At 67.6% G+C, this 14,079-nt stretch carries 8 protein-coding genes; 4 read left to right on the top strand and 4 right to left on the bottom strand.

Going from position 1 to position 14,079, the window contains the following annotated elements; all coding sequences use genetic code 11:
* Positions 1 to 23: 23 nt before the first annotated feature.
* From B0I08_RS12910 to B0I08_RS18195, 4 genes are all read right to left on the bottom strand, one after another.
* Complete coding sequence (locus B0I08_RS12910) at positions 24 to 1,049, bottom strand: ABC transporter substrate-binding protein (protein WP_106213463.1); 1,026 nt, start codon at positions 1,047 to 1,049, stop codon at positions 24 to 26.
* On the bottom strand, positions 1,046 to 1,864 hold the full coding sequence (locus tag B0I08_RS12905; RefSeq protein ID WP_106213461.1) for a metallophosphoesterase family protein: 819 nt from the start codon (positions 1,862 to 1,864) through the stop codon (positions 1,046 to 1,048). Before B0I08_RS12905 ends, B0I08_RS12910 begins: the two co-directional genes overlap by 4 nt.
* A 229-nt stretch (positions 1,865 to 2,093) precedes the next feature.
* Positions 2,094 to 2,921, bottom strand: coding sequence for a MurR/RpiR family transcriptional regulator (locus B0I08_RS12900; RefSeq protein ID WP_106213459.1), 828 nt, complete (start codon positions 2,919 to 2,921; stop codon positions 2,094 to 2,096).
* 143 nt (positions 2,922 to 3,064) lie between these two features.
* A complete protein-coding gene (locus B0I08_RS18195) occupies positions 3,065 to 5,158 on the bottom strand; it encodes a TPM domain-containing protein (protein WP_281260220.1) in 2,094 nt (697 codons plus the stop codon).
* 231 nt (positions 5,159 to 5,389) lie between these two features.
* Between B0I08_RS18195 and B0I08_RS12890 the strand changes: the two genes are divergently transcribed.
* The 4 genes from B0I08_RS12890 to B0I08_RS12875 all read left to right on the top strand — a co-directional run bounded on the left by B0I08_RS12890 (position 5,390) and on the right by B0I08_RS12875 (position 13,904).
* Complete coding sequence (locus tag B0I08_RS12890) at positions 5,390 to 7,405, top strand: sigma-70 family RNA polymerase sigma factor (protein ID WP_106213457.1); 2,016 nt, start codon at positions 5,390 to 5,392, stop codon at positions 7,403 to 7,405.
* Positions 7,406 to 7,596: 191 nt separating this feature from the next.
* Positions 7,597 to 12,474, top strand: coding sequence for a DUF5979 domain-containing protein (locus B0I08_RS12885; protein ID WP_181243408.1), 4,878 nt, complete (start codon positions 7,597 to 7,599; stop codon positions 12,472 to 12,474).
* The gene (locus tag B0I08_RS12880; protein WP_106213453.1) at positions 12,471 to 13,004 is read left to right on the top strand and encodes a DUF5979 domain-containing protein; all 534 of its coding nucleotides are present in this window, start codon (positions 12,471 to 12,473) and stop codon (positions 13,002 to 13,004) included. Before B0I08_RS12885 ends, B0I08_RS12880 begins: the two co-directional genes overlap by 4 nt.
* 60 nt (positions 13,005 to 13,064) lie before the next feature.
* Complete coding sequence (locus B0I08_RS12875; protein WP_181243407.1) at positions 13,065 to 13,904, top strand: DUF1206 domain-containing protein; 840 nt, start codon at positions 13,065 to 13,067, stop codon at positions 13,902 to 13,904.
* The last annotated feature ends 175 nt before the right edge of the window (positions 13,905 to 14,079 follow it).

Below are 14,079 nucleotides of genomic sequence, written 5' to 3'. Positions count from 1 at the left end.
GGGTGTTGCTCGTGGACGAGCGTCTACGAGAACAGCTCGTTGAACTTCGCGACCGCCGCGTCCTGCGTGCTGCGAATGGTCTCGAGGTCGGGCGAGAGTACGGCGATGTCATCCATCGACGGGGCACCCTCGGGGGTTCCGACGTCGGAGCGCACGGGGAGGTAGGACTGCTCGACGGCAAGCTTCTGGCCTTCCTCGCTGACGAGGAAGTCTACGAAGGCCTCCGATGCGGCCTGCGCGTCGGTGCTGGCGAAGATTCCCACCGGCTGGGACACGTAGGGCACGCCCTCGGTGGGGTACGACACCGCGATCGGTGAGCCCTGCGCGGCGAGTTCGCGCACGAGGTAGTCAACGACGATGCCCACGGGCTGGGTGCCCGCCGCAATCGCCTGCGCGACGGGACCGTTGCTGTCGGCGATCACGGGCTCGTTCGCGGCGAGCTCGGTGAGCCAGGCCTCGCCCAGCTCCGGCTCCGCGAGCCAGACTGCTGCGTTGTAGGCCGCGGCTCCTGACACGTCCGGGTTCGGCATCACGATCTGGCCCGAGTACTCGGCGTTGGTCAGCTCCACCCACGAGGTGGGTGCGTCGTCGATCATGCCCGTGTTGTAGGCGATGACGGTGGGGATGATCCGCGTTCCGGTGTAGTAGCCGTCCGGGTCAACGACATCGGGGTTGAGAGCATCGACGTCGGCGGGCGAGTACTGCAGCAGCAGGTCTTCGGCGGCGTAGTCCTCGAACGTTCCCGAATCCGCGGCGAGCAGCACATCCGCCTGCACGTCGCCAGAGGTGCGCTCCGCTTCGATTCGCGCCGTGAGGTCGCCCGTACCTGCGCGGAACACCTCGACGGTGACTTCGGGGTGCACCTCGTTGAAGGCAGCGACCAGGGCGTCTGCTTTCTCCTGCGGTTCGGACGTGTACAGGGTGATCGTCGCGGGCTCGAGCGCGTCGTCGGTGGCAGGCGCGGCAGGCTCGGCGGCGCTGCATCCCGCAAGAAGGATGGTTGACAGCGCGAGGGCCGAGACGGCGGTCGTGCGGGTGATGCGGGTCATGATGTCCTTCGGTGTGTTTGGTGGTGGGGAGGGGTGTGTTGGGAGGTGAACAGTGGTTCTGGGGTGCGCATGCTCACCGAGGTCGCGCTCACGGAGTCCGCGGTGAGGTGCACCAGTGAGAACATCGCCGAGTCGTGGCCGCTCACCACGTTGGGGCCTGCGTTCATCACCTGGTGATAAGCCAGCGATGGTCCTACGGAGATCGGGATGCCGCGCACCGTTGCGGACAGCGGATGATGGAAATGCCCGGCCAGCACGAGGCGCGTGTCGGTGTGCACGAGCGCGTCCAGCAACTCCGAGCCGTCGCGGAGCCCCTGCTTTGCGAGGGTCGGAAGCGGCGAGCCGAGCGGTGCGTGGTGCAGGGCGACGACGGTGCCGAGCGCATGCGGAACGGCAAGCTGGCCGCGGAGCCAGCCGAGCTGCTCGTCTCCGAGAGCGCCGCTGCTGGAGTCCAGAATTAGGATCCGCACGGTGTCGAGAATGACGGCTCGGTAGTGCGCACTCTCGTGGTGCGCGAGTGCCCTGGCCGCCTCCGGGTCATCGTGGTTACCGAGCGCGGTCAGCACCGGGGCGCCGATGCGGTCCTCGAGGCGGGCGAACGCCCGGGCCAGTGCCGGGTACGCCGCGGCGTGACCCCGCTGCACGAGATCGCCGGTGACCACCACCGCCTCGGGGGTGATGCCCGCGTCGAGCGCGTAGGAGCAGACCAGAGCAAGCCGCTCGAGCCCGTTCACGGCGCCGTAGAGGAGTTCGCCGTTCGTTGCGTGCACGTCGCTCACGTGCAGGATCGTGATGCGCCCGGAGTCCGCGCTCATGCCACAGCACCCGCGAGTGGCGTGCCCAACGCGCTGCCGTCACTGAGGGGGAGTTTCACGAACTTGCGCACCGACCCACCGCCTCCCATTCCGTACATTCCACGGAGCGCGGAATGCGGTTACTGAGCCAGCGTGAGCGGACGGGATGAACGTCGGGTTACGTCGGAGTAACTAAGCGACGAACGTTGCGTAGTCACGACGAACCCGCACGGCACGGCGAACCGCAGAGCTACTCGTCCTCGGCGAGAGCCTCGGCAATAACGTGGCGCATCTCCACGACGTCCGAACCGATCCGTTGCGCCAGGAGTGAATGCAGCGCATGGAGGATCACCATGTGGTTGAGCCGGCTCAGGAACGGATCGATGCCGTGCGCGCTGCCCACGGGTGTGGTCACGAGGGCGATCGTGCCGAGGCGCGCAAGCGGGGACCGCGCAAAACTGGTGATAACGATCACCGTCGCCCCCCGATCCGCCGCAGCGCGGCAGGCGGCAAGCGAATGCAGGTTTGCTCCCGAGTAGCTCACCGCCAGGCAGACATCCCCCGGGGCAAGCGAATGCGACGCGAACTGTTGCGCGAGAACATCGCTCGGGGCTTCGACCGAACGACCGATCGTGCTGAACCGCAGTGCGGCATCCTGCAGTGGCGGCGACGAGAAGCCGTTGCCCACCAACACCAGGCGGCGAGCCCCCTCAAGCGCGCGCACCGCCGCCTCGACGGCGCCCGGATCGACGCTCTCGCGCCCAACCCGCAGGGCGTCCACCGCCTCGTCGAACAGCACGCCAACCGGATCATCGTTGGTCTCCGGGAGCGAGGGCGCCGCCCGCGCGAGTTCGAGGCGGAGGTGCTGGAAGCCCCGAAAGCCCAGGCTCTGGCAGGCACGGATGACCGTCGCGGCCGACGTCTCAGCGGCGGCAGCGAGCTCGGAGGTGGACCAGTCGGTGACCTCGGAGGGTCGCGCCAGAATGACGCTGGCGACCCGTCTTTCGCTGGGTCCGAGCTGAGGCGACCCGGCGCGCAGGCGCGCCATGACCGTGCTTTCGCCCCAGTTTCCGCTCATCGAATCCCTACTTTCTTGCGACCACCGTCGTCACAACCGACCGAACGAAGAGTACGCTACCGAGGAAAACTCCGAACAACGTCGTGCGAGAGACGATGCCGGAGCCAGTCGCTGCCCGGTGATACTTCGGCCAGCCTGGCGGGCTAGAACCGGCCGCCGCCGCGGCGGGAGCGGGTGCCGCCGCCACCGAAGCTGCCGGGTCCGCGACTTCCGCCGCCGCGACCACCGCCACCGCCGCCAAACCCGCCGAAGCCGCCCCCGCCGCCTCCACCACCAAAACCGCCTCCACCGAAGCCGCCGCCACCGAACAGGCCTCCCCCACGGTTGCCCCCACCGAGAACGGAATTGATGATGATGCCGCCCAGCACGGCCCCCATCATCCCGTTTCCGCTCGATCCACCGCCCGTCCCGGGCATACCGCCGAACCCGCCCATGTTAGAGCTGAACCCGCTGACGTCCTGTTCGGCGAGCTGGATGGACTGGCCGGCGAGGTCGTCGGCCCGCTGGGCGTGCGCCAGCGCGAGCGCGGGGTCGGTCGGGGCGGCAGCGTGGGCGGCGGACACGAGCCTGCTGGCCTCGGCCAGACGGGTGCGCGCCTCTGCCCCGACGCCCCCTCGGCGCGCGGAGATGAAGTCGGTCGCCGCCGACACCTTGCTCTCGGCGGACCCGAGCACCTGCCGGAGGGCCGCGCTGGCCCGGCGGTCCTGCGACTGGCGGTCGCGCACCGCGGCGAGAACACCGTCGATGTCGCGATTGGCGAGTTCGAGCTGCTGGGCCAGGCCGTGAGCATCGACGGCCTCAGCACCGAGCTGGCGCTGAACTTCGGCGACGGCTGTGGTGGTGGATGATGCGACCGCCGCAATGGAACCCTGCGAGTCACCCGCCGCAGCAAGGGCGCGGGCGTCCACGAGGTCACGCTGCAGGTCGGCGATGGCGGTATCGATCGCCGCGCGGGTGGCCGCGAGGTCGGTGCCCACCTTGTCGATGGCGTCGAGCAGACGCTGCGCCTGCGCGACAGCCTCCTGGGCCGCCTGGACACCGACGGCTGCCTCGCTCAGTTCGGCGGCAGCGACATCCTCCTCGGCTCCGGCAAGGGCGGTGCTCGCGAAGGTCAGCCGCTCGGCCGCCTGCTCGGGGTTGTCGGCGACGGTGTTCAGGGTGGTGTCGGTGAATCGTTGACTTAGCGCCTGCAGGGTGGCGCGGGCGGCCTCGATCCGGGGCTCTGTCGCGGCCAGGTCAGCCCGCACGGCGGCGATGGCGGTCGGCACGTTCTTCTCAAGTTCGCGCAACTCGTCGAACGCGTCTGCCTGCTCGTCGAGCACGGCGTTCGCTTCTTCACAGAGCTCGATGATCCGGGAGTTCCAGTCGCGGGCCTGGGCTTCAGAGTCCGGCTCGGCGTCATCGAGCTTCTGCTTCAGCCGGAATGCTTCCTCGAGCTGGGTCTTCGACAGGGCGAGGGCGCGGGTGAACGGCTCGGCAGCGGCGCCGTAGGAGGCGATGGCGAAACCGAGTTCTTCCTCGCTGGTTTGCACCGCATCATCCGTCTGCACGAGGGCACTGCCCGCTCGCTGCTGCAACTCGGCGAGAGGAATGGGCGGCGGCTGGACCGCCGCGGAACCCGCTCGCCGCTCACCGCTCTGGACGCCCGCGGCAGACTTGCGGCGGGACCGGGCAATCAGCAACACGATCAGGGCAAACCCGGCGAGCACAACCAGCGCGACCACGATCAGGCCGCCGCCGAAGCCGCTGCCTGTACCGCTTTCCGTGGCGCCTCCGCCCCCGACGGCGTCACCGAGCCCTTCGGCCGCGGCGATCGCGGCGCCCTCCCAGTTGTCTTCGCGCAGCTGCGGCTCGACCAGGTCGTTCTCGATGCTCGCGAGCTGGTCTTCGCTGACCGGGCCGGCCGAATCCCCGGACAGGTAGTACGCGCGCCCGCCGACTGCGACGGCGAGCAGGTAGTCGGTGGGGCCGAGGTTGTTGAGGGAGGCCGTGCTGTTTGCCCAGTCCGCGGCGTTTTCGGGGCCCGTGAACTGGTCGACGTAGACAACGTAGAGGTCGATTCCGTCGGCGTTGTAGAGCTCGTCGGCGGCCTCCTCGATAGCAGCGGTGTCGCCGCCCAGCACGCCCGCGGCGTCGACGACGTGGGTCGACCCGAGCTCGACCGGTTCCTCAGCCGAGGCGGGCAGGGCGCCCACGGAGACCAGCGCAGTGGCCAGCACGGCCACGGAGAACAACATTCTCTGCATTTTCATACTCACGACAGACATCCTCACGACACACATCGGGCACCCCGCCTGCTGCGGAAGCTGCGCCACCCTCAACATAGAATTCTGCACCTCTGCTGGCTAGGCCCCGTGCCGGAGTCTCGGTGAATCGACATCAACCCCGCCGCAGCGTTGGCAGGAAAAAACGAAACGTTGTCAAGTTTCTCTGGTGCTCACGGTAGTTAATGAGACAAAATTTGGTAAATGAGCCCCGACTCGCCGAATCCGCCCAGCGGAGAGGACGTTTCGGTTCCTCCGAGCCCATCATTTGACTCGAATAACGAGGGGGATGCCGCGGCGCAGACCACCGGAGCGGGGGCCAGCGACGCTGAGGGCAGAGACGCTGCGGGCGGTGACGCTCCGGGCGGTGACGCTCAGGATAGTGACGCTGAGGGTAGTGACGCGGCGCTCCTCACCCGGGCACGTGCCGGTGACAGTGACGCGTTCGCCGCGTTGTGGCGAAACAATGTCAAGCGCGCTCGGGCCCAGGCACAGCAGTTTCCCTCGCTCGATGCCGACGATCTCGTTGCGGAAGCGTTCGTCCGGGTCATGGGCATCATTGGCCGCGGCGGCGGGCCGGACTCGGCGTTTGGCGCCTATTTGGTCACCACCGTGCGCCACCTCGCCGAAGAGTGGGGTCGCGCGCCGCGACCGTACTCGGTGGATGATCCCAGCACCTCGGAGAATGACGCGCTCGTGACCTCCTCTTCTGCCACGATGGCGGAGTCTCGCGCCGACAGCACGTTGGTGGCGGAGGTGTTCCGGGAGCTTCCGGAACGCTGGCGCGACGCCCTCTGGCTGAGCGACGTGGAGGGATTGCGGCCCCGCCAGATCGCTCCCCGGTTGAAACTCAGCGCAAACGCGGCGTCAGCCCTGCTCGTGCGGGCGCGTCGCGGCTTCCGAGACGCGTGGATAGCGCGCCAGCTCACCCGCGCCGGTTCCGAAGAGTGTTCCCGGGTGCTGGAGAAGGTGATCCTGCACACCCGGAATGCCCTGTCGCCCGCGGCGGCGCGCCAGGTGGACGAGCACCTCGCACTCTGCGCGAGCTGTCGGCGAGCCGCTGACGAAGCACGCGCTCTGGCAACCGGACTGATCTGGGCCACCCTTCCCGCACTATTGGGCGGGTCAGCCCTTGCTCATCAGAGCCTGGGAGAGCCCGGACTCGTGGCAGCGGCCCACGTGGGCGTGACCACGACGGTCGCCGCGAAAACCGGAGCTGTGGTTGCATCGATCAGCCTCGGCGCGACAGCAGCTCTCGCAACCACCTGGTTCGTTGTCGTCGCGGTGCTCCAGCCGGCCGTCCTCCCGGAGGCCACACCACCCGAGGTCATCAGGGCTGAGGATAAAAGTTCGGCGACCACAACGGCTGCGCCCACGCCTTCGGCCACACCGACCCCCACGGGAACGCCGACTCCCACGGCGACACCCGTTCCCTCGGCGAAACCCATCCCGGCCGACGAGCCACCCTCGTCATCGAGACACCACCCGGACGACGATCCGGCGAGCGCCTCGACCACCGCGCCGAGCCCGAATCCAGGCTCTGCATCCACACCAGTTCCGCAACCCGCGCCGGTGCCCGTGCCCGTGCCCGTGCCCACTCCCGTTCCACCGTCCGTTCCGGTACCGGAGCCAGAGCCTGAGCCTGAGCCTGAGCCTGAGCCTGAGACACCCCCCGCACCCACACCGCTCGCTGCGCCGACAATGCGAGTCGACGTCGATCCACTCGAACTCGTCCTCCCAATCATCTCGGGCACGCGCGCCCAGATCGGCGCCCGGGTGGAGCTCGTCAACAGCTCCCTCCGCGTTCTCGCCTCCGCGACCGCGTCGTCCGACGGGACCTGGAGCATCATCGACCTGAGAGAGATTCGCGCCGGCACAACGCAGCTCTCCGTCAGGCAGGTTTTCGAGGGTCGCACCTCGGCCATTGGCCCCTCCGTCGCGGTGACGATCCGACAGCCGCCGACTCTCACCAGCCCGCTCGCGGGCAGCACGGTCTTTGCTGCGGGTCTGCGAATTTCGTTCAGCGGCGAGCCCGGAGCGTCGGTGCAGCGCGTCGTCAACGGATCACCTCGCGCGGACGTAATGCGCATCGGCGACGATGGCACCTGGTCGGGCGACTTCACGACCAGCGCGGGCCTGGTGACGCTCGGACTTCGCTATTTTGACCCTCTAACGGGGCGATTTGGGCCGACTTTTTCGACCTTCTTTACCGCTGGGTAAATTCTTTCTGACGGAACGTCACGTTTTTGAGCTGAGTCCCTCTCTATAAAAGAGGGCGAATGCTCTCGACGTGCGGCGCACGACAGCACTCCCGTGAGGGACCTGCGCGCCCCATCGATTCTTACTACCCGGAGGTAAGTCCCTTGCTACGTACCCGTTATTCGTCGCGCCGAAAACCCGTGATCGCTGCAGTGACAGCTGCCCTGGTTCTCGCCACCATGACCGTGCCCGCCGGAGCTGCGATTGCCGCCGGCACGGCCACGCTCGCCATCACCAAGGCAAACGATCTCGCCGGTGCGCCGCTGCAAGCGGGGGACGACATCAACTACACCCTGTACCTCTCCTGCTCGAGCATCGAAATCGACTGCGCGAACTTCACCTTCGAAGACACTCTCCCGGCTGAGCTGGTGGTGGATGTCGCGAGCCTGCCCACCTCGACACCGTCACGCCTGGTCACCTACGACAGCGCGTCGCACAAGCTCACGATCGTCTACCAGCAGCGCCTCGACAATCCGACGGGCACCGGGCTGCTCGCCGGCACCAACGAGACACTCGACATCAAGATGACGCTGCCCGCGGACACCCCGCTCCTCGACGGCGCCTCCATCAGCAACAGCGCCACCGTGACCGCCGACAATGCGACGCCCCAGACGGCGACCGATGTCGTTCAGGTGACCGTTCCCCGTGTGGTCACGCCCGTTGCCACCAAGCAGTGGCCAGGATCAGCGGCCGTCGCCGGAAGTGCGGCGACGAGCACAGTGCACCTGGGTGTGCGCAACGCGTCGTCCAGCTCAGCCAAAGTTACTTCTCTCGCCGTTACCGACGACGGATCTGAGGTATTCGATCGGTTCAACCTGCGCGAGGTCGCACTCGTGTCTTTGCCCGCCGGCACGGATCGGGCGCAGGTCTTTTTCTGCACCGACCCCACACTCGAGTGCGCCGACGGCGCGTACACGGGCGGCGGTACCCTGACGGCGGCCGCAGCGTTCGCGTTCCCTGCCGGGGTCGACCCCGCCACAATCACGGGCGTACGGGTCGTGTTCTCCCACTCCGCAGGAACCCCGATCCCCACCTCAGCGACGGCGGGCTTCATCGACCTCACCCTCGCCCTCCGCAGCACAATCCGCTCGACGGGCGCGGAGCAGAAACCAACGGAACGCACCACGGTGGCCAACTGCGCGACCCCCAGCGCGACAGATTCCACGGGCGCGACCACGGTCGGCACCGCTGCCTGCGCGTCGAAGGACATCCTTCCCGACACGTTGGTTCTCACCGCCACCAAGTCGTTCTTTGCCGACACCAATCAGAATTTCTCGCGGGATGCCGGGGAGCACGCGGTCATCAACAAGCGCTCACCCGTGTCCGCAGTGGTGCGCGCCACCAACGAATCGCCGTTTGCTCTCGCCGAGGTCACCATCGCCGAACCGGCGGCCACCGCGCCCGCCGAATTCGCAAAGTTCGACACGGAGATCGTGCGTCTCACACTTCCCGAGGGCGCAGCATCCGCTCTCCTGTTGATCGGCTACTCCGACGGCTCATCCACCACCACGACCCACACGGAGAACACCCTGATCAGTGACGCCGCCCGCCCGGGCGTGCGCATCACGAGCGTTTCGGTCACCTACCGGGGAGCCGCAGGCGCGGCCACCATCGTTCCCGGTGCGTCAGCATCGCTCGGCTTGTCCGGACTCCTCAACGCGCTGGTGACCAACGACGACCTGGCCGGCGGCAGCAGCGCCGGCGTCGACAACTGCGCCCGGGTGTCCGGTATCGCGAACACCACGAACGGCACGGGCGCATCGGCGGCAAATGCCTGCGACACGGTCGCCGTGGAAACAGCGCACCTGGCCGGTACCGGGGTCAAGACCGTCGGGCGCGCCAGCATCCCGTTCGGTGAACCCATTCCGTTCACGCTCCGCTTCACCAACAGTGGCAATCTGCCCCTCACCACTCCCGTGATCACCGATCCCCCCGTCGACGCGAGCGATCGCCCGACGGTGGCCGGCAACCCTTTCGCGGTTCTTCGCATCGTGGACGCCGCGGTGACCAAATCATCCGGAACCGGGGAGGCAACGATCGAGGTGTTTGATCCGGCGGCCGACGCGTGGGTCGCCTTCGATCCCGCAAACGCAGCGCTGCTCGACCGTGCGACCGGAATCCGCGCCTCACTCGCGGGTGAGCTTCCGACCACCCAGTACTTCCAGCTCAACCTCACCGCCGAGCGCCGCTCGGGTACGCCCGATGGCACGGCGCTCAGTAACTGCTTCGTGCTGACCGCGACGGGCTACGTCGGTGCAGAACCCGCCTGTTCGCCGGCCACCAGCACCGGGCCGACGGCAGACGGCGCCTCCGTGAACAAGATGATCACCCCGAGCGCACTGCCGGTGCGGGTCGCGGGTCTGCCCGAGCAGTACACCTCGGTGAACCTCACGGTTCGCAATACCGGAAACCTCAGCGCCCGCGAGTTGGGCATCGAAGACGGGGACACGAAGTTCTTCGAGTCGGTCGATTTTGTGGACTTCACCGCGATGACCCCGCCCGCGGCATCCGCCTCTGGAAGCACGGTCCGGATCGACGCCTATGTGAAGGGCGCCTGGGTACGCGGAGTGCCGGCGGAGCGCGCAGCACTGCCCACCGGCGTCGCCGAGGGCGAGGTGACGGGTATCCGTGCAACGTTCGGCAGCACGTCTACAGCCAACGGCGGTCACGTGTTCACGCCGTGCGGCGACGAGCGTTGCACGGGAAAAGTCACGTTCAGGGTCACCCCACGCGCCACCCTGCGCAGCGACGCGTCGACCGCGGTCGCCAGCCCCATTCACAATACGGCGACCGGGTTCTACGCCACCTGGCTTCAGGCTCCCGGAGTGACGGAAAAGACCGACCCGGTCACCAGCACCCTGGAACTGAACGGTGGCACACCGCGTCTGGACGTCGACAAGACCCCGAACGCCGTGATCTCCCCCGGGGAACGAGTGCCGTTCACCCTGAAGGTCACCAACACGGGAACCGCCAGCATTCCGAACCTGCGGGTGGTGGACTCGATTCCTGCGGGCCTGAGCTTCGACGAGGAGTACGCGGGCGACAACGGCCAGCCCTTCAGTATCACCGCCGTCGATCTGCCCGCCGGAACTCCGGCAGTTCCCGCGCCCACATTCAGTGTGGTGCGCGAGGGCGAGCACGTGGCCCAGGCGACGTTTGACTTCGGTGCGTGGATGCTCGCCCCGGGGGCAACCTTCAGCATCGTGGTGCAGATGAAGCTGGAGCCCGGCGTGCTGGCGGGCCAGCTGCTCACCAACACCATGGCGGCCGGCTCCCCCATTGCGGGGCTGGCCTGCGAGAAGGGTGATGGAACGTCGGGCGACGGTTCATTCGGCGTGGGCACCTTCTGCACCGACACCGCTACCGCGCGTACCCGCGCCGGTGCGTCGTTCGAGTCGCGAAAGTGGATCGCCGGCAATCACGATCTCGGCTGGTACAACGGCGAGAGCGCCCGGCCCGTTCCGATCGGAGACGCAAGCTGCCCCAGTTTCACTGAGAATGGCGAAACCTACACGGCAACCCCGTGTGTCGCTCTCGTGAATCCCGGCGACCCGATCAACTTCCTCATCCGGGTGAGAAACGCCGGCACCGAGCCCGGCACCCAGATGACGATCATCGACCGCCTCCCGGCCGCGGGAGACACCGGTGTTCTCGGCGCCGACCGGGGAACGCAGTGGGATAACCGTCCGACCCTCGCTGCGGCACCCGTGGTGACGGGCGGCGGGTCTGCTCTCGCGCTCGACTATAGTTCGGGCAAAACGCTCTGCACCGAGGACATCGACTACGGAACGCCGGGCACCTGTGCGCCCGACGACTGGACGCCGACCTTTGCCGCAGACGCGACCGCATTCCAGGCTGCGATGGACTTCTCGCAGAAACCCCTCTCCCCCGGAGCCGGCGTGACCATCGCGTTCCAGATGGTGACACCGCTCCGCGTCACCCAGGTGAGCGACCCCACCATCGCGTGGAACTCGATCGCGCACAGCGAAGTGACCCAGCGCGGCGACGGCAGCGCCCGCATTCTCGCCCCCATCGAACCCATCAAGGTCGGTGTGGCGACGAGCTACGGGTCGCTCGTGCTCGAGAAGACGCTGGGCGCAAACCCCGCGAAGGTGCAAACCGGTGACCTGAAATACACCTTCCAGTACGAGTGCACCATCGCTCCCGGCGACGGGACCACAAAAACCGTGGTCGCGTCCGGTACGGAGCGCCTCTCCGTCGGCGCCAAGAAGGTCATTGACGCGATACCGGCTGGCGCGGAGTGTCTTGTCTGGGAGAGCGACGCGAAGGGTGCTGTAAGCGACCACCCCTCGCGCGCAACAGCCCACCGGGTAACCATCGAACCGCACTTCGGTACGCCGGCCCCCGCCCCGATCCCGGTGGCGACGGCACCCATCACCAATAGCTACCCGATGGGCGTTCTGCGGGTGACCAAAGCGGTGACGGGAGATGCCGCCTCCTACGGTGTCGGGCCGTTCTCGGTGAGGGTCAGCTGCGAATACAACGGGGCGGTCGTCTCTGGCTTCCCGCTCACGCTGACCTTCCGGGGTGCGCAGACGCAGGAGGTCGCCGCACCCGTGGGGGCAGCCTGCACAATCACCGAGACGAACGCGGGTGGCGCGACCGACACCAGCATCACGCCGTCCACCCCGGTGGTGATTCCGGCCGTGGACACCGGCGGGGTCTATCTCGCACCGGTGGTGGTCACCAACCGGTTCGATGCGGGTTCGATCGTGATCACCAAGACGCTCACCGGCGTGGGGGTGGCGGCCAACCCCGACCGCGATTACGTGTTCAGCGTGGACTGTTCCTTCAACGGCGTCGACCACGTCTATACGGGGGATGTCACGCTCCGAGCAGTGGGCGACGCGGACACGATCACGTCAGAACCCATCACCGGCCTTCCCCTGGGGGCCGAGTGTGTGGTCACCGAGACGGACGCGGGAGGGGCGGACACCGTTCCTGACCCCGTCACGGTGGTGGTTGTCGCTGACCCGCTGACCGACAACACGGTCACTGTCGGGTTGTGAACGCCTTCTCCGGCGGCGTTGTGGAGCTGAGCAAGAAGGCTGAGGGGGCTCTCGCGGGCACGCCCGCCGTTGCTTCCGCAACCTTCACCGTGCTTGTCACCTGCCAGGTGCCCGTGGTCGTTCAGACGGACACGGCTCCGGGCGACGAGACACTGGCCACCGTGTTCAGCGGCAAGGTTGACATCGGGGCGAATGAAACCATTCGTCTCGACACGCTCCGGCTGCCGGTGGGGGCACGCTGCTTCGGCGTCGAAACAGAAACGGGGGGCGCCACCAGAAGCACGGTGACCCCGTCTACCTTCGCCGACGCGCAGCCGGTTGCCGCTGGCTCGCCAGAACGGGAGCAGGTGCTCACGATTGCGGCCGTGAACACGTTTGATGCTCCCGTGCGCACCGGCGCGCTTCCGTCGACCGGTGTGGGCTCGGTGGGAGCGCCCGCGCTGCTGGCGTCGCTGCTGCTGCTCCTGGGTGGCCTGTTGCTGCTCGCGGGTCGCAGCGCCCAGCGACGCAGTCGCGCACAACACAGCTGAGCGATGCGGACTCACCCCTGCTGGGGTGAGTCCGCATCGGTTGGGCCCTAATGTTGGGGCATGCCTGATCTGAACGATGCCTCCGACGCAGCCTCCGCCGCCGCAACCTCGTCGCGCCGCGCGGCCGACCGTATGCAGGACAGTCCCGTGCTGAAAGTCCTCGCCCGCGGCGGCTTCGCGATGAACGGGCTCCTGCACATCCTGATCGGGGGAATCGCGCTGAGCGTCGCCTTCGGTGGTGGCGGCGAGGCCGATCAGTCCGGCGCGCTCGGTTCGCTCGCGGCCAACCCCGGCGGGGTTTTTGTTCTCGTCGTGGTGGTGATCGGGCTCTTGGCGCTTGGCCTGTTCCAGCTGCTCGAGGCTGTGCTCGTCCGCGGCACCGACAAGGACGCCTGGGTCGATCGCGCCAAGGAAGGCGGCAAGGGCATTGCCTACCTCGCCGTCGGTGCGAGTGCCGCGACCTACGCGCGCGGCGGCAGCTCCGACAGCTCCGGCCAGACGCAGGACTTGAGCGCAAGCCTGCTCGCCGCTCCCGGTGGGGTGTTCGCGCTCGTGGCGGTTGCGCTCGCCATCGCCGCTATCGGTGTCTACTTCATCGTCAAGGGCGCCCGCAAGAAGTTCCTCTCGGACATCGCGGAGCCGCGGGGGGCCGCGACCACGGCAATCGTCGTGCTCGGTGTCGGCGGCTACATCGCCAAGGGAATAGCGCTCGTTGTTGTCGGGGGCCTGTTCGGAATCGCAGCGGCGACCGCCGACCCCTCGGCCGCGACGGGTCTGGACGGTGCGCTCAAGTCGCTGGTTGCGCTGCCGTTCGGTGTCGCTATCCTCACCCTCGTCGCGCTCGGACTGATCTTCTACGGCGTGTACTGCTTCGCCCGGGCGAAGTACGCGCGCCTGTAGGCACGGAGGGCATCCCGCATGCCTACTATCCCGTTCACATAGTGTCAAGGCCCCATTCCCGCTAGGGGCGGCCCGTATATTTTGAATGCGCTCTGCCTTGAGCGCTTACGAGCGAGAGGGAGAGTATTGCACCGGACGACTCCGACTCTCCTGGGTAAATCTTCTGCTCCGCTCA

The organism is Glaciihabitans tibetensis (assembly GCF_003003265.1).
In the GTDB taxonomy this organism is placed as follows: Bacteria; Actinomycetota; Actinomycetes; order Actinomycetales; family Microbacteriaceae; genus Glaciihabitans; species Glaciihabitans tibetensis.
The sequence above is the reverse complement of the archived record's forward strand: the minus strand, read 5'-3'. Positions and strand labels throughout refer to the sequence as shown.